Annotated in this window: 18 protein-coding genes; 7 read left to right on the top strand and 11 right to left on the bottom strand. The window is 72.2% G+C overall.

Going from position 1 to position 24039, the window contains the following annotated elements; translation table 11 throughout:
• Positions 1 to 3: 3 nt before the first annotated feature.
• From ACIPTO_RS17195 to ACIPTO_RS17180, 4 genes are read left to right on the top strand one after another with little or no spacing between them, the layout of a single operon-like run.
• Positions 4 to 1080, top strand: coding sequence for a GSCFA domain-containing protein (locus ACIPTO_RS17195; protein WP_401192760.1), 1077 nt, complete (start codon positions 4 to 6; stop codon positions 1078 to 1080).
• A complete protein-coding gene (locus ACIPTO_RS17190) occupies positions 1025 to 1711 on the top strand; it encodes a hypothetical protein (protein WP_401192757.1) in 687 nt (228 codons plus the stop codon). The genes ACIPTO_RS17195 and ACIPTO_RS17190 overlap by 56 nt, the downstream gene beginning before the upstream one ends.
• 54 nt (positions 1712 to 1765) lie before the next feature.
• The gene (locus ACIPTO_RS17185) at positions 1766 to 2644 is read left to right on the top strand and encodes a TauD/TfdA dioxygenase family protein (RefSeq protein WP_401192755.1); all 879 of its coding nucleotides are present in this window, start codon (positions 1766 to 1768) and stop codon (positions 2642 to 2644) included.
• Between the two features lie 30 nt (positions 2645 to 2674).
• Positions 2675 to 3364 (top strand): hypothetical protein, encoded by a 690-nt coding sequence (locus tag ACIPTO_RS17180; protein ID WP_401192753.1) that lies wholly within the window; start codon positions 2675 to 2677, stop codon positions 3362 to 3364.
• A gap of 40 nt (positions 3365 to 3404) precedes the next feature.
• On the opposite strand, the gene ACIPTO_RS17175 is transcribed toward ACIPTO_RS17180, so the two are convergent.
• Positions 3405 to 6341 (bottom strand): SpoIIE family protein phosphatase, encoded by a 2937-nt coding sequence (locus ACIPTO_RS17175; protein ID WP_401192750.1) that lies wholly within the window; start codon positions 6339 to 6341, stop codon positions 3405 to 3407.
• 272 nt (positions 6342 to 6613) lie between these two features.
• On the opposite strand from ACIPTO_RS17175, the gene rutA reads away from it, so the two are divergent.
• From rutA to ACIPTO_RS17160, 3 genes are read left to right on the top strand one after another with little or no spacing between them, the layout of a single operon-like run.
• Entirely contained in the window at positions 6614 to 7687 is a 1074-nt protein-coding gene (gene rutA, locus ACIPTO_RS17170) for a pyrimidine utilization protein A (protein ID WP_401192748.1), read from the top strand.
• Positions 7684 to 9240, top strand: a complete 1557-nt coding sequence (locus ACIPTO_RS17165; RefSeq protein ID WP_401192746.1) for an MFS transporter — start codon at positions 7684 to 7686, stop codon at positions 9238 to 9240. Before rutA ends, ACIPTO_RS17165 begins: the two co-directional genes overlap by 4 nt.
• On the top strand, positions 9237 to 9875 hold the full coding sequence (locus ACIPTO_RS17160) for an isochorismatase family protein (RefSeq protein ID WP_401192744.1): 639 nt from the start codon (positions 9237 to 9239) through the stop codon (positions 9873 to 9875). Before ACIPTO_RS17165 ends, ACIPTO_RS17160 begins: the two co-directional genes overlap by 4 nt.
• 46 nt (positions 9876 to 9921) lie before the next feature.
• Here the strand turns inward: ACIPTO_RS17160 and ACIPTO_RS17155 are convergent, their stop codons facing one another.
• The 10 genes from ACIPTO_RS17155 to ACIPTO_RS17110 form a co-directional block, all read right to left on the bottom strand.
• A complete protein-coding gene (locus tag ACIPTO_RS17155) occupies positions 9922 to 11460 on the bottom strand; it encodes an SDR family oxidoreductase (RefSeq protein WP_401193644.1) in 1539 nt (512 codons plus the stop codon).
• A 319-nt stretch (positions 11461 to 11779) separates the two neighbouring features.
• Complete coding sequence (locus ACIPTO_RS17150; protein WP_366317960.1) at positions 11780 to 12274, bottom strand: MarR family transcriptional regulator; 495 nt, start codon at positions 12272 to 12274, stop codon at positions 11780 to 11782.
• Positions 12275 to 12327: 53 nt separating this feature from the next.
• The gene (locus ACIPTO_RS17145) at positions 12328 to 12756 is read right to left on the bottom strand and encodes an STAS domain-containing protein (protein ID WP_401192741.1); all 429 of its coding nucleotides are present in this window, start codon (positions 12754 to 12756) and stop codon (positions 12328 to 12330) included.
• Positions 12753 to 13847, bottom strand: a complete 1095-nt coding sequence (locus ACIPTO_RS17140; RefSeq protein ID WP_401192739.1) for a B12-binding domain-containing protein — start codon at positions 13845 to 13847, stop codon at positions 12753 to 12755. Before ACIPTO_RS17140 ends, ACIPTO_RS17145 begins: the two co-directional genes overlap by 4 nt.
• Positions 13844 to 15421, bottom strand: coding sequence for a PP2C family protein-serine/threonine phosphatase (locus tag ACIPTO_RS17135; RefSeq protein ID WP_401192737.1), 1578 nt, complete (start codon positions 15419 to 15421; stop codon positions 13844 to 13846). The genes ACIPTO_RS17140 and ACIPTO_RS17135 overlap by 4 nt, the downstream gene beginning before the upstream one ends.
• Positions 15422 to 15900: 479 nt before the next feature.
• Complete coding sequence (locus ACIPTO_RS17130; protein ID WP_401192734.1) at positions 15901 to 17931, bottom strand: ATP-binding protein; 2031 nt, start codon at positions 17929 to 17931, stop codon at positions 15901 to 15903.
• A 219-nt stretch (positions 17932 to 18150) separates the two neighbouring features.
• On the bottom strand, positions 18151 to 21366 hold the full coding sequence (locus ACIPTO_RS17125) for a TIM-barrel domain-containing protein (protein ID WP_401193642.1): 3216 nt from the start codon (positions 21364 to 21366) through the stop codon (positions 18151 to 18153).
• Positions 21367 to 21711: 345 nt separating this feature from the next.
• The gene (locus ACIPTO_RS17120) at positions 21712 to 22032 is read right to left on the bottom strand and encodes a hypothetical protein (RefSeq protein ID WP_401193640.1); all 321 of its coding nucleotides are present in this window, start codon (positions 22030 to 22032) and stop codon (positions 21712 to 21714) included.
• A gap of 101 nt (positions 22033 to 22133) precedes the next feature.
• A complete protein-coding gene (locus ACIPTO_RS17115) occupies positions 22134 to 23363 on the bottom strand; it encodes a PP2C family protein-serine/threonine phosphatase (RefSeq protein WP_401192732.1) in 1230 nt (409 codons plus the stop codon).
• A gap of 197 nt (positions 23364 to 23560) precedes the next feature.
• Complete coding sequence (locus tag ACIPTO_RS17110; protein ID WP_366317972.1) at positions 23561 to 23986, bottom strand: hypothetical protein; 426 nt, start codon at positions 23984 to 23986, stop codon at positions 23561 to 23563.
• Positions 23987 to 24039: the final 53 nt, after the last annotated feature.

Below are 24039 nucleotides of genomic sequence, written 5' to 3'. Positions count from 1 at the left end.
GGAGTGGAGCACCCTTACACCCGGTTGCCCGAGCGGTCCTTCTGGCGCACGGCGGTCGCCGAGCCCGATGCGAGGGACATCACCGGACTGTGGACGCCGAAGTTCGCGATCGGGCAGGACGCACCCGTCGTCACGGCCGGTTCGTGCTTCGCCGCCCACATCGGGCGGGCGCTGCTGGAGGAGGGCATGCACTGGTACGACGCCGAACCACCGCCGCCCGGACTCACACGTGCCGAGCAGGCGGCACGCGGCTACCGCCGGTTCTCCTTCCGGACCGGGAACATCTACACCGCCGCCGCGCTGCGCCAGTGGGTCGCGTGGGCGCTGGACGAGGAGAAGCCACCGGAGGAGGTCTGGGCGCAGGACGGCGCGTTCCACGACCCGTACCGGCCGACCGTCGAACCGGACGGTCACGCCTCGCCCGAGGACCTGCTGCGGGCCCGCGACCGCACCCGCGCCGCCGTCCGCACCGCCCTCACCCGGGCCGACGTCCTCGTCTTCACCCTCGGCCTCACCGAGGCCTGGCACGACACCGTGACCGACACCGTGCTGCCCATGTGCCCCGGCACCGTACGTGGCACCTTCGACCCCGCCCGGCATGTGCTCCGCAATCACACGGTGGCGCAGGTGCACCGCGACCTGACGGACGTGCTCGCCCTCGCCCGTGGCATCAACTCCCGGCTCCGCATGGTCCTCACGGTCTCTCCGGTGCCCCTGACGGCTACCGCCACCGGCCGCCACGCGCTCGTCGCCACCACGCACTCCAAGTCCGTGCTGCGCGCGGCGGCAGGACAGCTGGCGGACGAGTCGGACGACGTCGACTACTTCCCGTCGTACGAGATCATCACCGGCTTCCCCTACCGCGCCGCCTTCTACGAACCCAACCTCCGCACGGTCACCCCCGACGGCGTGGCCTTCGTGATGCGGCACTTCTTCGAGGCCCTCCAGGGCCGGTCCGCCCGGACGCGACCCGAGCCCGGACCCCGACCCACCACGCCCGTCGCCGGCGGAGAGGACCACTGGTGTGACGACGCCGTGCTCGACTACTACAACCCCCGCCCGCTTCCTTCTGCTGGGTGACTCCCACGCGGGCTGCGTCGGACGGGCCGCGCAGGTCGCTGAACTCCCCTTCGTGGGCGGCCCGTTGGGCTCGGGGCGGGACTTCCTGGGCCCCTTCTTCGACGCGGACGGCACCTTTCGGGCGGAGGAGCCGCAGCGGCTGTACCGCGCATTCCTCGACACCCTTGAGGTGAGCGGACTGGCCGCACTGCCGATCCCGCTCGTGTGCACCTTCGGGCTGAGCGCCCACACGGTGGCCACCCGCCAGAACTGGGACCTCTACCGCGACCGCCACGGCACCGTCCCGCACACCTTCCTCGACAGCCGCCTCTTCACCGACCTGGTCAGGGCGACCGTCCGGGGCGCCCTCGCCTTCTACGACCACGCCGTCGCGCTCGGCCTGCGCGTGCTGGCGCCCCTGCCGCCCCAACGCGTCCCCGCGATGTCCGACCCGGACGTCTTCTTCGCCGCGCAGAAGATCGTCGTAGACGAACTCACCGCACGAGGAGTCGAGTTGATCGACCTGCGCTCCCGCGTCACCGACGCCACGGGTCTGCAACTGCCCGCCTTTTGCAAGGCGGACGACACGATCCACGGCAACCTCGCCTTCGGCCGCCTCGTCCTGTCCGAACTCCTCGACCGAGGCCTGTAGGCACCCCTCACGCCCACCCCGCCACCCCACCCCGACACACCACGGAGGTCCCTCATGGAGGACTACGCGCTCAAGGCCGTCGAGCGGCTCACCACCCGCCCCGCCGAGCCCTACGAGACCCTGTCCGTCGCCCCGATCACCCCGCTGCTGGGCGCGGAGGTCACCGGCCTCGACCTGGCAAAGGAGCTGACGCCCCAGCAGGATAAGGAACTCAAGCACGCGTTCCAGACACACCACGTCCTCGTCTTCCGCGACCAGGACATCACCCCCGAGGAACACAAGCGGTTCGCGGGCGTCTTCGGCGAATTGCACCCCGTGGCGCTCGCCCCCGAGGGATCCGACCCGTACATCCTGGAGATCAAGGCGACCAAGGAGTCCCGGGCCGTGGCCGGCAACGGCTGGCACGCCGACGGCACCGCCGACCCCGAACCCTCCCTCGGCTCACTCCTCTACATCACCACCATTCCCGAGGGCGGCAGCGGCGGCGACACCGTCTTCGCCAACATGCACCTCGCCTACGAACTGCTCTCCCCGGCGATGCAGAGCTTCCTCGGCACGCTCACCGCACTCCACGACGGCGCCCTGCCCTGGACCGCCGCGGGACAGACCCCGCCGCCCGAGTACCAGGTGCCGCGCACCGAACAGCCCGTCATCGCCCGCCACCCCGAGACCGACCGCAAGCTGCTGTTCGTCAACGCCCCCTACACCTCGCACATCACCCAGCTGTCCCGCCCCGAGAGCGACGCACTCCTCGACATGCTCTACGCGCACATCGCCCGCACCCCGCTGCTGCACTGCCGGGTCCGCTGGCAGGAGCGCACCCTCGTCCTCTGGGACAACCGCAGCGTCCAGCACCACGCCGTCTGGGACTACTTCCCGCACACCAGGGAGGGCCGCCGCATCGCGGTCGACGGCAGCCGCCTGCACGCCTGATCCGGTTCCCCGACGGAAGTCACGGTGCCCATGACCACCATCCCCACCCCCGAGGCCTTCGCCGCCGCGCGGTGGAACCCCGCGTCGGCACACCCCAGTTGGTCGGCGCGGCTCGCCGCCGCCCTCCACGAGGAACTGCCGGCGGACACCCGGGACGGCTGGGCGATCCGCCTGCGCACCCTCCTCCGCGCGGAACCGGACACGAGCACGCTGCGTGCCGTCCACACCTGGCACGCGGACACGGTCCTGCCGCTCCTCGGGGAGCACGGGGACACCGCCGTGTTCACGGCGCTCGGCGTCCTGCACCGCGAGGCCGCGCACGGCGGGACCGTGGACCAGGACACCTGGCGGACGGCGCTCACCCCGGTGCTCCTGCGTCTCCACGACGCCGCCTACGACCGGACGAGCGCGTACGCCGAAGCCCACACGGGCGCCCGCGACCACGCGCTGGCCAACGGCTTCTCCGCGACCGAGGCGGACACCTACGGCCACGCGTACGCGCGGCTGAGCAGCGACGCGAACGCGCGGGCCTGCGCCGAGGCCCACGCCGAGGCGCTCGGCCCGGCGCTGGCCCGTGCTTACGCGAGCGACGCGTGCGAGGCGTACGCCGACACGTATCCCGACGCCCAACTCCGTGCCGTGACACGGGCCTTGGGGGCGGCCTCCGTACCGCGGCTGGCCGAGGGGTTCCTGTCGGCGCTGGAGGCGGCTCGACCGTAGCGGCCGTCCTGGACCGCGTCGGTGCCCGTCCCCGGGCGGTTCAGTCCTCGTCGTCGAACGGCAGGGCGTCGAGGTCGCCGGTGAGGTCCGCCGCGTCCGGGAACATCAACTCCAGCGCCGCGTCCGGAAGTTCGGTCCGCGCCTCGGCCGCGTTGAGCGACTGCTCCGTCCAGATGCACTTGCCCGTCGGCGTGTAGCGGGTGCCCCAGCGCTGGGTGAGGGCCGTGACGAGCTGGAGACCGCGACCGCCCTCGTCGGTGTCCGTGGCGCGGCGGATCCTCGGCATCGTCAGGCTGCCGTCGAAGACCTCGCAGATCAGCTCGGCGCCGTGCAGGAGCCGCAGACCGACCGGGCCCTTCGCATGGCGCACGACGTTGCCGACCAGCTCGCTCGCGAGGAGTTCCGTGGTCGGGACCAGGTCCTCCAGGCCCCAGGCGCCCAGCTGTTCGCGGACGTGGCGGCGGGCCTGGCCGGCCGCTCGCGGGTCCTCGGGCAGCGTCCACGAGGCGATCCTGTCGCCGGTCAGGGCGTGCAGCCGGGCCACGAGGAGGGCCGCGTCGTCGGCCGTCGGATGCTCGGCCGGGAGCAGGCTCTCGGTGAGGGTGTCGCAGAGCTGCTCCAGGTCCGCCTCCCCGCCGGACTCGGTCCGGTACGCCGTCCGCAGAAGGCGGGCCAGGTCGGCCATGCCCTCGTCCATCTCGCGCTTCGCCGACTCCACGAGGCCGTCGGTGTACAGCACCAGCAGACTGCCCTCCGGCACCTTCAATTCGACCGTCTCGAACGGCGGTTCCGCCGCGCCGAGGGGCGGATCGGCCGACAGCTCCGGGAAGTGCACGGTGCCGTCCGGGTGCACCACCGCCGGTGGCGGATGACCGGCCCCGGTAAGGGAACAGATCTGGGTCGTCGAGTCGTAGAGCGCGTACAGACAGGTCACGTACGACTCCTCGCCCATGCCGACGACAAGGTCGTTCAGGTGGCCCATGATCTCGTCGGGCGGCAGCTCCAGGTCGGCGAGGGTGTGCAGCGCGGTGCGCAGGCGGCCCATCGTCGCCGCCTCCGGGAGGCCGTGGCCCATGACGTCACCCACCACCAGGGCCACCTGGCCGCCCGAGAGCGGGATGATGTCGTACCAGTCGCCGCCCACGTCCATGCCCTGGCCCGCGGGCAGATAGCGGGCCGCAGCGGTGCACGCCGGCAGCTCGGGCAGGACGCGGGGGAGCAGACTGCGCTGGAGCTCGCGGGACCGGGTGTGCTCGGCGTCGTAGAGCCGGGCCCGCTCCAGGGCCTGGGCGACGAGGGCGCTGGTCGTGGTCAGCAGCGTGCGTTCCTCGTCGGTGAGGCGCCGGGCGCGGTCGAAGGCGACGACACAGACACCGAAGGTCTTCCCCGAGGCCGTCAGCGGCAGGAACGCCCACGCCTGCTTGCCCGCCCGCGCCGGTCTGGCCGCCAGGCCGGGATAGAGGGCCGTGTACTCCTCGATCGAGGAGAGGAACAGCGGCAGACCGGACTCGACCACGTCCCAGGACGGGTCGCCGGGCACCTGCGGGCGGCCGTCGATGGCGGCGAGGAAGTCCTCCGGATAGCCTTCCGCCCCCACGTGATGCAGCCGGTCGCCCTCGATGGCCTGCACCAGGAGTCCGGTGGCGGCGAACGGCGGCAGCACCCGGCGGGCGACCGCGGCCACCACGTCCTGCGAGGTCGTCGCCTTGGCGAGAGCCGCCGTCAACTCGGCGATACGGGCGGCACGTCGGGCGGCGGAACGCTCGGATGCCTGCCGCTCCTCCTCGTGCCGGCGCTTCTCGGTGACGTCGGTGAGGTAGAGGGTGACACCGTCGGGGCCCGGGACCACCCGCAGGTGGTAGCGGCGGCCCGCGTCGCCCACCCGCGCGTCGAAACCGACGGGCGTCTCCTCGGCGGCGGCCTTCCGGCAGCGGTCCTCCAGCCCCGGGACGTCACGGGCCGAGGGCAGCTCCCACAGCAGGCGCCCGAACAGCTCCTCCTCGGAGAGGCCCAGCGTGCGCTCCGCCTCCAGGTTGGCGAAGGTGATCCGCCACTCGTCGTCCACCGCGAGGAAGCCGTCGCTCATGTGCCGCAGGGCGCGGCTGAGCGCGTCGCGGGCGGTCCGTGACTCGTCGCTCTCCCAGCCCACGCCGATCATCCGGAGGGCTTCGCCGTGCTCGTCGTACGTCGCCCTGGCGCGGGCCCGCGTCCAGCCGTACGACCCGTCCAGGCGCCGTACCCGGTACTCGGCCTCGAACACGCCGTGCTCGCGGATCGCGCGGTCCACCGCGTCCAGCGTCGGCGCCAGGTCGTCGGGGTGGACGCACGCCATCCAGTTCTCGACCCGGGCGGTGTAGTCCTCGGGCCTGGTGCCGTACAGCTCCAGGGCCGCCTCGTCCCAGATCAGCTCGCCGCCCCGGATGTCCCAGTCCCACGAGCCGACACTGACCTCCTTCAGAGCCTGCCGGAGCCGGTCGCGGTTGCCGCTGAGCTCCGGCTGGAAGGGGCGCGAGGGCGGCGGTGCCTGGCGCATGCGCTCCTCGGTCCAGGCGGTCAGGTCCCGCAGGAACCTCCACTGCTCCGCGGTGGGCTCGGCCCGCTCGCCCATGAGGACCGTGAGCGTGCCGATGCTGCGGTCCCCGCCGGACACCGGCACGGCGGCGAGGCCGGTGCCGGGCCAGGCCGGCACCTGGCCAGCGGAGGCGGACCCCACCGGCACCCACACACCGCTGCCCTGGTGCAGGGCGCGGGCCGGGGCCGTAGGACCCTCCTGGTCGATGATCTCCCACGGGCGGGTGAGAGCGGGCGGCAGACCGGTCGACGACACCAGCCGCAGCGCGGACATCGGGCCGCGCAGATGAATCGCACCGCCCAGGGCACCCAGCTCGGCGACCGCGTGCTGGAGCGCCAGCCGGAAGACCTCGCTCTCGGTGACACCGGGGTCGACGGCGGCGAGCAGAGCCAGACGCGCGTTCATACCGTGAATTTTACCGTTCCCGCCTCATATGACGCCGTGCTTCGCAGGACTCACACCTTTGTCCCGGACCCCCGAAAACGGCTCTCAACAGGGAGCATTCGAGCGCGAGTTGTGCCGGAGGTCCACCGGTGTTCGCTCCGGTGACAATACTCGGCATCCGGAGGAACGGGACGTCACGATCAGGGTATGGAACCCCTTGATCATGTGCCCGCGTTGTCACCCCGTCAGGCTCACCCCGCCCGGCACGACCCCACTCGTCCACGAGGAGCGGCATGGACATCGGCGTCTTCATCCCCATCGGCAACAACGGCTGGCTGATATCGAAGAGCTCACCCCAGTATCTGCCGAGCTTCGAGCTGAACAAGGCGATCGTCCAGAAGGCCGAGACGTACGGGCTCGACTTCGCCCTGTCGATGATCAAACTCAAGGGATTCGGCGGCGAGACCGAGTTCTGGGACCACAACCTGGAGTCGTTCACGCTGATGGCAGGCCTGGCCGCCGTCACGGAGCGGATCAAGCTCTACGCCTCCACCCCGATCCTCGCCCTGCCCCCGGCGATCGTCGCCCGCATGGCCTCCACCATCGACTCGATCGCCCCCGGCCGCTTCGGCATCAACATCGTCACCGGCTGGGCCCCCGGCGAGTACTCCCAGATGGGCCTCTGGCCGGGCGACGCCCACTTCGGCAACCGCTACGCCCGCGCCGCCGAGTACGTCACCGTGATGAAGGAGCTGTGGAGCGAGGGCGTCAGCAACTTCAAGGGCGAGTTCTACGAGATGGACGACTGCGTGCTCTCGCCCCGACCGGCGGACGGGCACATCCCCATCGTCGCCGCCGGACAGAGCGACACCGGCATCCGGTTCGCCGCCGAACACGCCGAGTACAACTTCATCCTGGGCAGCGGCGTCAACACGCCCCTCGCCCTGTCGGACACCACGGCCGGCCTCGTCGGCGCGGCGGCCAGGACCGGCCGTGACGTCGGCGCGCTCTCCCTCTTCATGGTCATCGCCGACGAGACCGACGAGGCAGCCCAGGCGACCTGGCGGGACTACCACGACAACGCCGACCGCGCCGCGCTGGCCTACATGGCCGGCGAATCGGCCACCGACACCACCGCCGGCGACACCTCCACCGCCCGCACGATCGTGTTGCCCGAAGGCGCGGTCAACCTGAACATGGGCACGCTCGTCGGCTCGTACGAGACCGTCGCCAAGATGCTGGACGAGGTCGCCGAGGTCGAGGGCACCAAGGGGATCATGCTCGTCTTCGACGACTTCCTCGTGGGGCTGGAGAACTTCGGCACCCGGATCCAGCCGCTGATGAAGTCACGCCAGCCGACGCGGTGACAGAGCGTCGCGCGGGGGCGCCGTCGACCGGACGGGCCGTGCGCGGGCCGTGGCGGGTGTTCGCCGCCACCGCGGTCGGCGTGGTCGCCGTGTTCCTGAACATGAGCGGTCTCGCCGTCGCACTGCCCACGATCACAAGGGAGTTGGGGGCCGACCCCGGGCAGGCCGACTGGATCCTGCTCGGCTACATGCTGGTCACCACCGCGCTGATCCTCGTCTTCGGCCGGCTCGCCGACATCGTGGGCCGCCGCAGCCTCTACCTCGCCGGACTCGTCGTCTTCACCGCCGGGACCGGGCTCGCGGCGCTCTCCCCGTCGGCGGGTCTCCTGATCGCGGCCCGGATCGTGCAGGGCGTCGGCGCCGCCGCCGTGATCACCAACAACACGGCCCTGCTGACCGACGTGTTCCCCGCACGAACACTGGGCCGGGCCCTCGGCTGGAACGTCACGGTGGCGGCGACGGCCCAGGTCGCCGGTCCCGTCGTCGGCGGCGCGGCGACCCAACTGCTCGGCCGGCGCGGCCTGTTCATCGTCTGCGTACCGATAGGGCTGATCGCGATCGGCGCGTCCATGGCGGCCGTTCCGGCGAACCGCAAGCGCGACGGCGGGACCCGGGAACCCTTCGACCTGCCGGGCGCGCTGCTCTCCACGGCGATGCTGACGGCCCTGGTCCTCACCCTGACACCCGGGGTCACGGCGGGCGTCGCCGACTGGCTGCCGTGGGTCTGCGGCGGAGCGACCGCCGCCCTCCTCGCGGCCTTCGCCGTCGTCCAGACCCGTCGCTCGCACCCGCTGGTCGACGTCCTGCTGCTCCGCACCCGCGCCATCGCCCTGGTGCTCGCGGCCGTACTCGCCAACGCCGTCGGCAGCTACGCCGTCGTCCTGCTGGCATCGCTGCACGAACAGGCGGTCGGCGGTGCGTCGTCCCTGGAGGCGGGGGTGCTGGTGACACCGGTCGCGGCCGGCACGCTCATCACCTCGGCCGCCGCCGGCTCCCTCTTCGACCGCTTCACCCCGCGAGCGCTGACGACGACCGGCATGGCGACGACGGCGTGCGGCCTGCTGGGCTTCTCCCTCACGCTCTCGGCGGCGGCGGTCCCCTTCTGGACGATGGCCCCCTTCCTCTTCCTCGTCGGGGCGGGCACCGGACTCTTCATGACGCCCAGCACGAGCGCGCTGATGCTGAGCGCCCCGGCCGACCGGCGCGGCATGGCCAACGGGCTGCGCTCCACCACCCAGAACGTCGGCTACCTCCTCAGCACGGCCCTCGCCCTCGCCCTCACGACGACGGGCCTCGGCGAACCGGCCCGCCGGGCCGCGTACGACGGCACACTGAACACCCTGAACGTCCTCGGGTCCGGCGAACTGCACCGCTTCGTCGCCAACCTCCGCGTCACCGGGTTCGTCCTCACGGGCATCACCGTGATCGGAGGAGCGGTGTGCCTGGCCTTGCCGAACTCGCTGCGGACGGCCCGTGGCGCCGCCACCGAGGAACCCCCTGCCGCCGCGAACGGCCGCCCGGAGCCCGCCACTTCACGGAAGGCGTCCCCATGACCGGTTCCCGTTCCCCGCAGGAGGACTACGCCCGCGCCGGACTGGCCGGCCACCTCACCCCGGGCACCGCCCCGGCCCTGCTCCTGGTCGACCCGGCCCGTGCCTACGTGGACCCCGACTGCCCGCTCTACGCCGGTGCCGAGCAGGCGGCCGACGCGATGCGGCTCCTGCTGGCCGACGCGCGCCGGGCCGGGATACCGGTGATCGTCACACGGGTGCTGCTGAGCGCGGACGGCAGCGACGGCGGCCTCTTCCTGCGCAAGGTGCCCGCCCTACGGGTCTTCGCCGAGGACAGCCCGTTCAGCGCGTTCATCGACGGTCTGGCCCCGACGCCGGACGAGCTGACCGTGACGAAGCGGTCCCCGAGCGCCTTCCACGACACCGCACTGGCCGCCCACCTCACGGCGAACGGCATCGACACCCTGGTCATGGGCGGACTGTCGACGAGCGGCTGCGTGCGCGCCACCGCGCTGGACGCCCTGCAGCACGGGTTCGTGCCGATCGTCACCCGGGAGGCCGTCGGCGACCGCGACCCGGACATCCATGCCGCGAACCTCTTCGACATCGAGCACAAGATCGGCGAGGTCTGGCCGCTCCGGCGGGTCCAGGAGTACCTCAGCTCCCTGCGCGGTTGAGCACCGGGGTCCGAGCCCGGCATCGACGCCGTTGCGGGTTCGCGCCCTACGACTGCGATTCCGGCGCACCGCGGAGGTGCCGGATCCGGCCGCGGAGGGACGTACGCCGTCGCCCGAGGGTGCCCTGGGCCGCGGCCCGGGTGATGTTGCGGGCCATGCCGCCGAAGACGACCGCGTGGAAGGGGGAGACGGACCACCAGTACATGTGGCCCAGCAGTCCGCGCGGGTGGAACAGGGCGCGCTGGCGGTACCGGGTGCGGCCGTCGTCCGCCGTCTCCACGTACATCTCCAGCCAGGCGAGGCCGGGCAGCCGCATCTCGGCCCGCAGCCGCAGCAGTTCTCCGGGCGTGATCGCCTCGACCCGCCAGAAGTCGAGTGAGTCGCCGACCCTCAGATGCTCGGCGTCCCGGCGCCCGCGCCGCAGGCCGACACCGCCGACGAAGCGGTCCATCCAGCCCCGGACGGCCCAGGCGAGCGGGAAGGAGTACCAGCCGTTGTCGCCCCCGATGGCCTCGACGACCCTCCACAGCGCCTGCCGCGACGCGTCGACCGACTGCTGCCGCTCGTCCTCGTAGAGGCTGCCGCCCGCCCAGTCCGGGTCGGTGGGCAGCGGGTCACTGGGCGCCCCCGGCACGGCGGCGGACGACCAGCGGGTGACCACCTGCGCCTCCCGCACCCGGCGCAGCGCCAGGGAGAGCGCCTCCTCGAACGGCAGCGGGCGGCCCGGCGCGTCGGGCACGTACCGGGCGATGTCGTGCTCGTGGCACACGACCTCGTGCCGCAGCGACTCCGTGAGCGGCCGGGCGATGGAAGCGGGCACGGGGGTGACGAGACCGACCCAGTGACTGGACAGCGTCGGGGTCAGCACCGGGACCGGCACGATGAGCCGCCGGGGCAGGCCCGCGACGACGGCGTACTGGCACATCATCTCGCGGTAAGTTACGACGTCCGGGCCGCCGATGTCGAACGTCCGGTTCACGTCCGCCGGCATCGCGGCGGAGCCGACCAGATAGCGCAGTACGTCCCGCACCCCGATGGGCTGGGTGCGGGTGTGGACCCAGCTCGGGGTGACCATCACCGGCAGGCGCTCCGTGAGATAGCGCAGCATCTCGAACGAGGCGGACCCCGAGCCGATGACGACCCCGGCCCGCAGCACGGTGGCGGGCACCGGCGCGTCCAGGAAGACGCGCCCCACCTCGGTGCGTGAACGCAGGTGCGGGGAGAGGGAGTCCTCGGGCACGCCCTTCGGGGTGAGCCCGCCGAGATAGACGATCCGCCGCACACCGGCGAGCGCCGCCTGCTCGGCGAACACGCGCGCGGCCCGGCGGTCCGTCTCCTCGAACCCGGAGCCGGACCCGAGTGAGTGCACCAGGTAGTACGCGATGTCCACGTCCCGCAGGGCCTCGGCGACCGACCCGGCGTCGGTGACGTCCCCGCGGAGCGACTCGACGTCGGCCGACCAGGGGTGGTCGCGGAGTTTGTCCGGCGAGCGGGCCAGACAGCGGACGCGGTGGCCGGCCTCCAGCAGCTCCGGCACCAGGCGTCCGCCGATGTAGCCGGACGCCCCGGTGACCAGGCAGCGCAGCCCCTCGGAGTCATGGCCGGCGCCTACCTCCGCGGTGTCGGTGTCCGGCGCGTTCCGCTGGTCGTCCGTGTTCACGATGGTGCCTCCACGCGTTCGGTCGGCGGCCGGTGCCCCGTCGTCCGATCATGACCGCAACGGCCCGGCCGTGCCCGTCGCGGCGGCGCGGGCGGCGGCCACGCCTCGGGACGCGGGTACCCCGTTCGGGTCGTGCGCCGTAGGTCCGGACGCCACCGGTCCGCACTGCCTCTTCGCACGGCAGCGCGCCGCCGGATGCACCGCGGCCCCGTGTCCTCGGACACGTCCTCCCGGCGTGGGCGGGTCAGGCCGCGGAGACACCGCCGGGGCCGGTGTGCCCGTCGGCGGTCGCGGCGAGCTGGGCGTGGAGTCCGGCGAGCCCCTTGGCCAAGGCGCGCCGGTCGGCGTGGGACATGGACGTGATCGCGAGGTGAAGCATGTCCTCGCGCTCCTCGCGGATACGACGTATGTGGGCCTGCCCCGCCGCGGTCAGCCGCAGGGTGACCTCGCGACCGCTGTCGGGGCACGGCAGCCGTTCCAGGAAGCCGATGGCTTGGAGGCGGTCGCACATGCGGGTGACGGAGGGAGGCGCGGTGGCCAGCCGTTCGCACAGGGCCCGCATGCGGAGCGCGCCGGCACGGTCGACGACGTACATCAGGCGCAGTTGTGACGCGGACGCGGGGGCGGGCGCGGACTCCCTCGCGCGCTGCCACAGCACGTCGAGGAGTTCGACGACGTCTCCCACGGAACGGGCGGCGTCGTGGGAGACCGTGCCCGGGACGAGGTCTGGCGGTGTCATGGTCTTCCCCGTCCGTGTCTCTGGCACTCGTTCACGCCTGAGGAGGCATGACGTCAGGTGGTGCTGTCCGGTCCGGTGGGGCGAGCCGACGTTCCCCGGCCCGGCAGGGAGGTGTGCGCGGTGCTGCGGGCGGAGTCCGCGACGCCGTGGGGAGGCGCCGTCAGATGCTCCAGCGTACCGGTGATGGTCAGGAGCCGTTCCAGTTTCGCGCTGCGGGCATCGAGGTGCAGGCGGACACCCGCCTCACTCGTCCTGCGGCGGATCATCAGCAGGACGGACAGACCCAGCGAGTCGACGACGTCCAGTCCCGCGCAGTGCAGGTGCAGGTCGTGCAGGCGCGGGTGCGCGGCGAGTCTCTCGCTCACCGCGGTCATGAGGTGATCCGCGTTGTCGTAGTCGAGATCGCCGTGCAACTCGATACGGACCGTGGTCTCGGTGTCGACCGTGGTCAGACGCAGGTGGGCGGGGGGCGTCGTGGTCATGCGTGATTCCTGGCGGTGATGCGGTGGACGGGATCGAGCGCGATGGCGCCGTGTTCGAGGATGCGGGTGGCCCGCGGGAAGTCCTTGAGCTCGCGGGCCAGGATGTCCAGCGTCGGCGGCAGGCTGTACGCGGGCACACCCCGGGCGGTGAGGATCTGGGCGGTCCAGGTGACGAACCCGGTGAAGAGCTCCTCGTCGTCGACGTACAGGGCGGTGGCGAGGAACTCCACGATATGGGCGAGATCCTCCGCCACGCGCTCCCGCTGCGCTCCGTCGTAGGCGCGCATGGCCGGGAACGCGTCCTCCAGGGCCGCGAGGGCGGTGCGCACGAGGGACGTGCCGCTGCGGGCGACCACCGTGTACTCCTGGTCGGCCAGATGCGGCAGGTCGTCGATCTGCTGGTGGTCGGGGTGCGGGCGGCACAGCGGGCGCCCGGCGAGCAGGTCGGCCGCGGTCCGGGCGTCGGGCGCCCAGGCGTCGGCGCCGAGCAGGCGGGCGTAGCGTCCGTCGAGTCCGAAGGCCGCGCCGCCCACGAGGACGGGCACGCCGACGGCCTGGCAGGCGGTGATCGCGGCATGCGCGGTGGGCAGCCGGGTGGCGATCGAGCTGGAGAGGGCGACCGCGTCGGCGTCGGTGCGGTGCAGGTGCGTGATGAGGTGCGGGGCGGGGACCTGGGCACCGAGGTAGTTCACGTGCCAGCCGCGCAGTTTCAGGACCTCGGCCAGCAGGCGGGCGGGCAGCGCGTGCCATTCGCCGTCGACGCAGGCCACCGTGATCTGGCCGCGGGTGGGAGTGGTGCGGGCGGCGGGGTGCAGCGAAAGGGCCGCGACGGCCCGCTCGTTGATGGCCGTCGCGGCGTGTTCCTGGGCCACGTTGATGCGGTTGGCGGCCCACTCCAGGCCGACTCTGCGCTGTACCGGAGCGATCATGCCCAGCAGGACGTCCTCGGGCGGGACGCCGTCCTCCAGCGCGCGCAGCACCACGGCAGTGGCCGTGTGCTCGTCGGCCGCCAGGACGGCCTCCCACAGCTCATCGGTGGGCGGCTCGGCCGGCGGATCGCCCGGAGGGCGCTGCTCGGTACGGGTGTTCATGCAGTGAACCTGCCCCGAGTATGGCCGTTCACCGCACTGAGGTGGTGCGTCCGGGGCGCCGAGATCACCACGACCGCCATGTCGTCGTGGTGGCCCGTGCCGACCCACTGGGAGGCGAGCATCTGGATGCGTTCCACGATGCTCTCGGACGGCATGCCCACGCACTCCGACAGGGCACGCTGGAGGCGTTCCTCGCCGTACTGCGTGTTGCCCAGCGGGCCGCCCTTCGCCTCGGTGACACCGTCGGTGTACAGGACGCAGGACTCCCCGGGCGCGAGCGTGAGGCCCGTGGTGCGGGTGACGGCGTCGGGGATCGCGCCGACCAGGGTGCCGCGTGTGTCGGCCTCCTCGACCGTGCCGTCCGAGCGGAGGATCAACGGGCTCGGATGGCCGGCGCTGGTCAGCCGCAGGCTCACCGAACTGCCCTTGCGCACCGCGGAGGCCAGAACCAGGGTCGCGAAGCGGGTGGTGTGGGAGTTGAGCAGCGCGGTGTTCAGCAGACTGATCATCCGCTGGTGGTCGTCGGCCATGGGAAGCAGCGCGTGCAGGGTGTTGCGGATCTTCCCGGTGAGGACGGCCGCTTCGAGTCCCTTGCCGCACACGTCCCCGAGCGTGACCAGCGAGGCCTCGCCCTCGACCGCGGCCGGGTGCACGTCGTAGAAGTCCCCGCCGACCCGCTCGTGGTCCGCGGACGGCCGGTAGCCGCCGGCGAAGTCCACGCCGGAGACCTGGTGCAGTGACGGGGGCAGCAGCTCCCGCATCAGGACCTCGGTGATCGACGACTGCTCCGCGTAGAGACGGGCGGCCGACATCGCGGCCCCCGCGCGGGCCGCGAACAGCCGCGCGAAGACCTCCTCGCCTTCCGTGAACAGCGCGGTGTCCGAACGGCGCAGCAGGACGAGTGCTCCGGCCGCGACACCGTGGCCGGGCAGGGGTGTGATGACGATCGAACCGATCGGACCGAAGTCCTCGGGCACCATCCAGTCGGGGGCGCTGGAAGGATCGATCCAGCGGGAGGGCACGGGCGGGAAGCCGCGCAGCGCCTCGGCGAGACCCGGCACGTCGTCCGGGGAGGCGGGCGCGTCGGAGGAGACCGGGCTGCCGCCGCGGACGCAGGTGACCACCGGCAGCCGCAGCCCGCGCACCGGGGAGATCACCAGTGCCGCGTCGGCGAGATGCTCGGCGGCCAGCTGCGCGGTCGCGTCCATGCAGCGCCCCAGGTTCAGGGAGGACAGCAGGGTGCTGGACGCGGTCGCCAGGAACGACGTCCGCTCCCGTTCCGTGCGCAGGGCTTCCCGCGCCAGCTGGTGATCGGTGTCGTCGGCCAGCCACCACACCACGGTGCCGTCGCCCCGCAGGCTCGGATGCGCCTCGAAGACGCGGTCGTCGATCAGGCCCGAGACCGGCGCGCCCGCCGTGCTGCCCGCCCGTGGGCCGGGCAGCGGCACCGCGGGGTGCGCCGCCGACAGCCAGGCGGGAACCACCTCGGCGAACCGCGCCCCCGGCCGGGCCGCGGGCAGCAGCGCACCGGCGGCGGCGTTACGCAGGACGACGGTGCCCTCGGCGTCGACCACGAGGGCCGGGTAGGGAGCGTGATCCCACGGAGAGCCGTACGGTGTGGCGTCGGTCTGGGCTTGGGTCAGGGCCAAAAGTCGAGGACTCGCTGGGCGAATCCCTCACCTCATCCACTCGAAGAAACGTTGCCGTCAGGCAACCATCCCGCACACCCCACCCGCCCCGCAACCAGCCCCCCTGCCTTGCCGAGGTCGGATGACCGGGTCCGCACCGGGTGAGGCACGCCCACAGCGGCGTCGCCGCAGTGGCCCAGGGAACCCACTCGTCCGCCTGGGCCATCACGGGTGCCCCAAGTCGCTCGGCTCAAACCGACGTTTACCCATGACGTACCCTTTCATGCGGAGTGTCCGCGCGGAGCACACCCTCGCGACTCCTGACGGCGGAAACACCGAGCGTCACGTTGACGCACGGCGTGCCGTGGTCGCGCTCCCGGAGGCGGCGGGCGGCCCGCCGCCCGTCCCGGCCCGGGAGCCGGCGGTCAGGACGGGAGCGGGCCGTGCATCACGAGGGCGAGACTGTATTCGGCATCGTGGTTCAGGGCGTTGCGGAACGCCTTCTCGTAGGCGTCGTCACCGACCGCCTTCCGGGCTCGCAGCTCCCATTCGTCGCGCACCTCGGAGAGTTCCGGGGTGCCGTGGTTCGGGTGGCCGAGCATGCGCCAGAACGTGTTTCCGGTCCCGGAGGTGCGCGCGGCGGCGATGCCGTTGCCCTGGACCGCGTTCGCCCCGGTGAGGAGATCGAGCGCGAGGGCGATGCCGAGGTTGTCGTTGAGGTCGTGCTTGCAGGCGAGCATGGCCCGGGCGTGCCGCTCGGCGTCGTTCGCGCGCCCCTGGAGCAGATCTATGAACGCGAGTTGATGGAACGCGTACGACCTGGCCCAGTGCTCGCCGTACCGGACGCTGAGGCGGCGCAGCGCTATGGCCGCCTCGTAGGCCTCGGACAGCCGGCCGAGCGCGGAGTGCGCGAAGACGCGGATGACCATGCAGCACAGCTGCGGCGCGCCCGCGGGCGGCGAGGTGCCGTGGGCGATCAGGGCGTGGTCGCACACGTCGTACGCGGCCTGCGGGCGGCCGGCCATCAGGTGGGTGAGGCCGAGGGTGTGGGCGGCGAAGAGTTCGGACTGCGGGGTGCCGTCCGCGTGGGCGGCCGCGGCGCACTCCTCCCCGATGCGCAGGGCGCTGTGGTGGTCGCCCTGGAGGGTGAGCGTGATACCGAGGGCCCAGAGCGCGCGGGTGTGGGACGGTCCCCTCGGGGTGCCGAGGGCGAGGGCGCGTTCGAGATAGTCGCGGGACTCGTGCAGGTGCCCGCAGCAGGGCCAGAACAGGCCCGTGCGGCCGGCCATTTCGACGGCCGCCTCGGGATCGGCCTCGATCAGGTGGTCGAGCGCGGCGCGTACGTCGCTGTGGATCGCCGAGATCCGGGCGTACCAGGAGACCTGCCTGCCGCTGAGCCAGCCCGCCTCGGCCTCCGACAGCACGGTCGCGAAGTGCGCGGCGTGGCGCCGGACGAGGACGTCCTCCTCGCCCAGCTCCGCGAGCCACAGGGCGCCGTACTCGCAGAGTGTGTCGAGCATGCGGTAGCGGGTGCCCGTCAGCTGCAGGACGGACTGGTCCGCCAGCCGGTCGAGGAGGGGCGGGATGTCGTCGGCGTCGAGCGGGCCGCCCGCGCAGACGGACTGGGCGTCGGCCGCTTCGAGGGGGCCGCGGAAGACGGACAGCCGCGCCCACAGCAGGCGTTCGAGGGGGGAGCAGAGTTCGTGGCTCCAGCCGATCGCCGTGCGCAGCGCGCGGTGGCGCCGGGGCCACGCGGTGTCGTCGACGAGTGTGTCGAGCCGGGAGCCGAGGCGTTCGGCGATCTCCGTGAGGCTGTTGTCCCGCAGGCGCGCGCAGGCGAGCTCGACGGCGAGCGGGATCCCTTCGAGGCGGTGGCAGATGTCGGAGACGACCTCGGCGGAGCCGGGGGAGTCGAGGGACACGCCCGGAGCGGCCGTGGCGCAGCGTTCACGGAACAGGCGTACGGCGTCCGCGGTGCCGTGGCCCGTGTCGCCGTCGTCCGTGGAGAGCGGGGACACCTCGACGCGGTGCTCACCCCTGACGCCGAGGGGCTGTCTGCTGGTGGTGAGGACCGTCAGTTTCGGTGCGGCGGCGAGGATCTCGCCGATGAGGAGACGGCAGGAGGACAGCACGCGCTCGCAGCAGTCGAACACGAGCAGGACGTCCCGGCCGGTCAGCCACTCGCACAGCGCCTCGACCGGGGCGCGCGGATTGTGGTCCAGGAGATCCACGGCGTCGCAGACCGTGGCGGTGAAGAGGCGGTCGTCGTAGAGGTTCGACAGGTCGACCCACCAGACGCCGTCGGGGTACCGCTCCCGGATCTCCTCCGCGGCGCGCAGCGCCAGACGACTCTTCCCGACACCGCCGCCGCCGGTGAGGGTGACTGTTCGATACCTGGTCAAGGCTGTTTTGACCGCGGCGAGTTCGCTCTCACGGCCGACAAAGCTGGTTGTCATGACGGGGAGGTTGCCTAACACGGTCCCATCCTGCACGGCCCGCACGTGGGGCTAAACCCCCTCACCGAAAACGGTCGCAACTGATCGAAATAAGTCACCATCCGATCCGAAGCTTCCTGTGACGGAAGGGGTGAAACGCTTCGGCTGACCGGCAGGGCCGCCGCCGTCCACCCAGCCCGTGCGAGGCCTGGGTGGACGGCGGACGACCGCGGGCGTCGGTCAGCCGCAGGTCACGGTGATCGGCGTGCGGGCGCTCCGCGTCGGGAGCGTGACGGTCAGGGTGCGGGTCGCGCTGTCGAAGTGGTAGGCGTGGGCGGGGAGTCGCGAGCCGCCCACCCGGACGGTGCTCGGGGCGGTGACGCCGAGGAGGGAGACGGTCCACTGCCGGTTTCGGATCTGGCCGTGGAAGGTTCCCGTCGGCGGGGCGATCGTCACCGTGCGGTGGGTGCCGCTCTCCCGGTACCGGATCTTCGTGACGGCGCTGTGGCCGTGCCCGGTGCCGGTGGTGCCGTCGTCCTCGTAGAGACCGGTGGAGCCGGAGGCGCCCGCGGCGACGGTGAGCGTGACCTTGGTCAGCGGCGCCTTGTCGTCGCTGGTGACGTCGTCCGTGCGGGTCGGGACGACGGCACCCGCTCGGACGAACACCGGCATGGTGTCGAGGCCGTTGGTGATGTTCTGGGTGGTGCCGCCCGCGTAGGTCCTGCCGGTGAAGTAGTCGGTCCACTGGCTGCCCGGCGGGAACCACACGGAGGTCGTCGTCGTGGTGCCGGGTGTGGTGACGGGAGCGACGAGCATGTCGGGTCCGTAGAAGTACTCGCTGCCCGAAGTGGCGTACGCCTGGGGCTCGTCGGGGTACTGCAGGTACATCGGCCGGGTGACCGGGACGCCGGTGCTGTTGGCCTGCTGGGCGAGCGAGTAGGTGTAAGGCACCAGGTTCTCGCGGAGGTTGAGGAACTTGTCGGCCGAGGCGCGCGCCGCCGTGCCGTACTGCCAGGGCAGCCGGTCGCTGTGGTTGCTGTGCAGCCGGTCGATGGGCTGGAAGGTGCCGAGCTGGACCCACCGGGCGTACATGTCGTCGGGGAGCTTGCGCGTGGTGTGCGTCGTGCCGTCGGCGGTGTAGGTCTCCGAACCGGTCAGGTTCGTCGTGTCGTTGTGGCCGCCGATGTCATGGCTGATGGCCGACATGCCGGTAGCCGCGGCCTCGCCGGGCGTGTAGCCGACCTCGGCCTTCAGGGTGCCCCAGGTGGAGGCGGTGTCACCGGTGAAGTGGACGGTGGTGCGCTTGTCGGCCCACGGCCCGGTGGGCAGCCCCTGCTGGCCGCTGTAGCCGCCCGCCTGGAGAGAACCGTAGGCGCGGGAGACGGCGAAGCCGCGGCCGATGGTCTTGTCCGCGTCCGTCGCGTACTGCTGGTTGATCCACGCGTCGGGGGTCACCCCGGGCAGCGAGGACCGGGAGTCGTCGCAGCACCAGTCCAGCCACCAGAAGTCGTTGCCCTGCTGGTCCATGGTCTGATGCAGGTCCATGTACGCCTTGAGCTGGTCGGGGTCGCCCCAGTCGAAGGTGTAGCAGTCCCCGGCACCGCTGCTCGCGGCCGACGCGCAACCCCCCTTGCGCAGCTTGCCCTTGGCGGTCGCCTGGGCCTGCGCGAACTGCGGGTCGCTGCTCAGGATGCTCGGATGGATGTTGAGCGTGTTGTGCAGTCCCTGGGACGCGGCCCAGTCGAAGAACCCCTTCGGATCGGGGAACTTGGACGTGTCGATCTCCCAACCGCTCCATGTGTTGGGCGACTTGAAGTCCGTGTCGGTGACGAGGACGTCGAGGGGCACGCCCTCGGAGCGGAACGCGGGCAGGATCCGGTTCTCGTAGTCGGCGGCGGTGCGGTCGATGTACTCCGAGTACCAGACGCCGTACGCCCACTGCGGAAGCAGCTCCGGGGGTCCGGTGAGCGTCGCCAGGTCGGTCAGGGCCCGCTGGTAGTCGTGGCCGTAGCCGAAGACATAGCCGTCCTGGTACGGCGCTCCGCCGCGCGCTGGGCGCTGGGTGACCTTTTGGGTGCCGGTGTCGTAGAGGGCGGAGGCGGTGTCGTCGAGGAGGTACCAGCCGTCCTTGTACAGCAGGCCGGGCGTGGTGGTGGGCGCGCCGTTGTCACCGTTGACGCCGTCGAGGCTGCGGCGGTAGCCGCCGAGCGCCAAGTGGGGCTGCGGGGCCGGGGAGTTGGAGGCCGTGACGGAGACCGTGTCGAGGTTGACGTGACAACTGGCTGCGTCCGGGCAGCCGATGGCGATGTCGTTCGCCCCGGCCTTGAGGGTGACCGGGACGGAAGCGGTGGTCCAGGTGTTCCAGTCACCGGTGACGGGCAGCGAGAGCGTCCGCGTGGTGCCGCCGGAGGACACCGTGGCCGTACGGGTCTGGTACTTCCCGTCGCCGCCGGTGGCGTTGGCGTAGCGCACCTGCAACGCGTAGGTGCCGTCGGCCGGGACGCCCACCACGTGGGTCGACACGCCCGCGCCCTGGTTGAGTTCGGCGAGGAAGCCGCTGCCGGAGTAGCCGGTGTGGTCGCCGGCGACGACCGCGGTGCCGGAGGCGCGATCGGCCTCGGCCTCGCAGTTCACGCCGTATCCGCAACTCGTGATCGCGGTGGCGGAGGTGGCCGGGAAGCCGCTGCCCTGGTTCACCAGGGCGACGCTGTCGAGGTTGATGTCACCGGAGTCCGTGGCGGTTCTCGTGAGCGTCAACGTGTGCTGTCCGGCGCCGAGTTGGACGGAGCTGCCGGCGACGGCCCAGGTGTTCCAGTTGGCGGTGGTCGGCAGGCTGAGAGTCCGGTTCGCGCCGCCGTCCACCGAGAGGGTGAGGGTGCGGGCGGTGTTCTGGCCGTCTCCCCCGAGGGAGTTGGCGTAGCGCGCGTCGAACGTGTAGGTACCCGCCGAGGCCACGTCGATGTCGGCGGACACGGAGTCGCCGGTCCCCTCGAAGCCGGCGAGGAACCCGGACCCGGTGTAGCCGGTGTGGTCGGAGGCGGCGCCGACTCCGCCGTGCGCGAGTTGCTCGGCCTCGCACAGGGCGCCCAGCCCGCAGGTGAGCCGGTGCCACGGGTCGGCGTCGACCGCGGCCGAGCCGGCCGACAGGTGCACGGAGAGGTTCTGGGCGTCGAACGGCCCCGAATTCACCTGGTACTTGAGGGTGAGCGCGCTGGTGGTGATGGTCAGCCAGCCGTTGGACGTGGTCGAGGTGTACGGGGGCGGGGTGAACGCGGTGCGGCCGATCGCGTTGAACGTCGCGCTGTCGGTGAACTTCCCGTCCTGCGCGTACTCCGTGCGGATCAGGGTCGGGGACAGGACCTGGAAGCGTGCGTTGCCCGAAGTCACCGCCGCGGCACGGTGGTTGGCCGCCGCGTGCGCTGAGGCCTCACCGGTTCCGGTGCCGGTCACGAGCAGGGCGGCCAGGGTGCTGAGGAGGGCGAGGACCGTGACGCGTCTTCGCGGCAGGCGGGTGATGCGGTACGCCGATCGTCTTCTCACGGACGGCTCCGTCCTGGAAGTGGGGCCACGTGGGCCTGTGGTGGAGGTGTGCCGGTTCCCGTTCGCGCCCGGTGGAATCTGCCGCCGTGCGACATCGTTGTCAAGACGTCCGGCGTCCTCACCCGTCCGACCATGGCCGGTGACGGCGTCGGCGGGCCCGTTCCGTTCGGCCGGATCCGGCCTCGGCGCCGTCGTCGGCTCAGGTCACCCGGGGAGGACGCCGAAGCGTTCGGCGCGGGGTTTCCGCTCCACCCGCGAGGGTCAGGCGGCGCCAGGACCGTCGAGGAAGCGGAGCAGCACGTCGGCCTCGGCGCGGAGCCGTGCGACGCGCTGAGCCTGCGCGGGAGCGGTCAACTGCGTTGCGGCGTCCAGCCGTTCGGCGGCCTCGGCCCGCACGATCCCGGCCATGTCCTGCTCACTCAGCTCACGACGGGCCACCTCGGTCGCTCCGGCCCCCACCGGCGACTGCTCAAGGGCCAGGCCGCGCGGCTCGACCCCCGCCACGGACACCGCCTCGGCGTTGTCCAGCGCGGCGAGGGCCGTGCGCAGGGCGCTCACCGCGGCCTTGTCACCCGAGCGCATCGCTTCGGGGAGGGCGCGGCGCATGCGAAGACGTAGAGACGACATGTCGGCGACCCTACGGCGGCACCCCATGATCCACAACGTGATTTGCGGGTCCGCCGTCACAGACGCAGGACGACCAGGGCCGTGTCGTCGGTGTTGCCCTCGGCGGGCAGCAGGTCGGCCAGGAGGGCGTCGGCCAGGGGCTCGGGGTCCGCGTGCCGGTGGTGGGCGAGGGAGTCGGCGAGGCGGGCCAGGCCGTGGTCGATGTCCTCCCTGCGCCGTTCGATCAGTCCGTCGGTGTACAGCACGAGGGTGGCGCCCTTGGCGAAGGGGACGCTCGTCTCCGGCCGGCCGAGGTGCTCGGGCCTGGCGCCCAGCGGCGGGTCGGTGGCCTGGTCGAGGAAGGTCACCGTGCCGTCCGGGTCGAGCAGCGCCGGGGGAGGGTGCCCCGCGCAGCTGTAGGTGATGGTGTGGTCGTCCCAGTCGATGAACGTCGTCACCGCGGTGGCCGACTCGGCTCCCTCGACGAAACGGGCGTACAGGCCGAGGGCCTCCAGGGCGGAGCCGGGCCCGTCGGCGACCCGGCAGGCCGCGCTCAGGGCGCTGCGCAGCTGACCCATGGCACAGGCGGCGGCCAGGCCGTGCCCGACGACGTCACCGACGGCGACCGCCATCCCGCCGTCGGGCAGGTCGACCAGGTCGTACCAGTCGCCGCAGACGTTCAGCGCGTCCTGGGCGGGCCGGTAGCGGACGGCCGCCCGGTGGTGGCCGACGGGCCGGGGCGGGGGCAGCATCGCTGCCTGAAGGGTCAGGGCCACCTCGCGCTCGTGGGCGTGCGCCTTGCGCAGCCGCTCGTTGACCTCCTGCAGCTCGCGGGCCCGGGTGTACAGCTCGGCCTCCAGCACCCGGGCCCGCCGGTCGTCGGCCCGGCCGCCGAATGCCCGGATGAACTCGGTGACCTCCTCCACCCGGTGGACGATCAGCGCCACCTTGCCGTCGGGGCCGAGCACGGGTGCGTTGACCGGGCTCCAGAAGTGCTCCACCCACCGGCCGGGCCGCACCGGGTCCTCGATGTCGTAGCGGAGCAGGGCCATGGTGTCGCGCTCGCCGGTGGTCACCGCGCGCAGCATCGACTCCCGGGTCTCGCGCATGCCGGCCGCTGCCGGATCGCCCGGGTTCTCCGGGAAGACGTCGAAGATGTAGCGGCCGATCAGTTCCTCGCGGGTACGTCCCGACAGGCGTTCGAAGTCCTCGTTGGCGTCTATGTACACCAGCTCGGGGGTGAGCAGGGCCACCATGCCGGGCAGGGCTCGGAAGACCGCCGCATGGTCGATATCCGGATCCTGCATGGCCTGCCCGCTTCGCCGCCGAGGGTCACTGTCTGGTTCCACGATAGGAGGGATCCGGACACGAGGCCCGGAAACAGCTCTTTTCGGTTCGGTGAGCAGCGCTGACGCGGTCCGGCGTCACCCGACCGAGTGGCCTGCCCAGGGAAGCCGTCCCGGACGGCCGGAGGATGGTACAGCCCGATGTACAGCCGCTCCGCTCATGATCCGGTCTCCGTCGGGCCGCCGACGTCCGCGGTGACCCGGCGGTAGGCGGCGCGCGCGTGGCGCAGGCGGCCCAGGGCCGTGCCCGCCAGGGCGGCGGTGCACAGGCAGCCGAGCCAGAACGCGTCGCGGTGCACCGCCCAGGTGAGCGTGCCGGCGGGCGGGACGGCGAAGCCGTTGAGGAAGAGCCAGCACAGGACCGCCGTGCCGGGAGCCGCCACGAAGCGCGCGCACAGGCCGAGCAGCACGGAGAGCAGGGACAGCGCGGCCAGGGCGGGCGACGGCCGGCCCGGCCCGACCAGGGCGTTCAGCAGCGCCACCAGCGCGAGCGCTCCGCCGGAGGCCGCGGCCCAGACCAGCGGCGTGGCCACGGGCGACGGGACGGGCCGTGCTCCGGTACGGAGAGGAACCCAATGGATCATGCCGGGACTCCTTCTGTTCGTCCCGCCTCTCCTGGCGACGGGGAAGTCAGCCT

Source organism: Streptomyces sp. NPDC090083, from assembly GCF_044747445.1.
In the GTDB taxonomy this organism is placed as follows: Bacteria; Actinomycetota; Actinomycetes; order Streptomycetales; family Streptomycetaceae; genus Streptomyces.
Note: the sequence above shows the minus strand (reverse complement) of the source record. Positions and strands in the feature narration are given on the sequence as shown.